The sequence below is a fragment of the Psychrobacter cibarius genome, from assembly GCF_016107535.1.
In the GTDB taxonomy this organism is placed as follows: Bacteria; Pseudomonadota; Gammaproteobacteria; order Pseudomonadales; family Moraxellaceae; genus Psychrobacter; species Psychrobacter cibarius.
Genome location: NZ_JABASQ010000070.1, coordinates 1 through 675, shown reverse-complemented (window position 1 = coordinate 675; position 675 = coordinate 1). Strand labels below are relative to the sequence as shown.

Here is a 675-nt window from a genome sequence, read left to right as displayed (position 1 = left end):
AAGATAACCCGTTGTAAACTAAGTAAAAAAGTACAGCGAAGGCTCTTAGAGTTTTTCACGGCTGAAGTGACTGCTAGAACAGCCGCAGATTTGCTTGATATTCAGCCTAACACTGCGGCACTTTTTTATCATAAAATTAGACTTGTAATAGACGACCATCTCTCATTAGAAGCTGATGAGCTCTTTGATGGTGAAGTCGAATTAGATGAAAGTTACTTTGGCGGCGTACGCAAAGGCAAAAGAGGTCGCGGGGCTGCTGGTAAGACAGCTGTATTTGGTATTCTAAAACGAAATGGTAAGGTTTATACCATTGTCGTAGCAGACACCAAACAGACGACTCTAATGTCTGTTATTAAGCGTAAAATCAAGCCTGACAGCTTTGTTTATACTGATAGTTATCGAAGTTACAATGCGTTAGATGTGAGCGAGTTTAAACACCTCAGAGTCAATCACTCTAAAGAGTTTACTTGCGGTAAAAACAATCACATCAATGGCATTGAGAACTTTTGGAACCAGTCTAAACGAATACTCAGAAAATATAATGGGATCGATAAGAAGAACTTCCATTTATTTTTAAAAGAGTGTGAGTTTAGATTCAACTATGGATCACCGTCTACTCAGCTTAAAACTCTGAGAATATGGTGTGATGTTTAATCCTTATCTACTACAGCCCCT

General features: G+C 38.7%; 1 protein-coding gene. It reads left to right on the top strand.

Annotation, left to right across the window (positions count from 1 at the left end):
• A partial coding sequence (locus tag JFC08_RS13640) for an IS1595 family transposase (protein WP_227697799.1) occupies window positions 1-654 on the top strand: 654 nt, incomplete at its 5' end.
• Window positions 655-675: the final 21 nt, after the last annotated feature.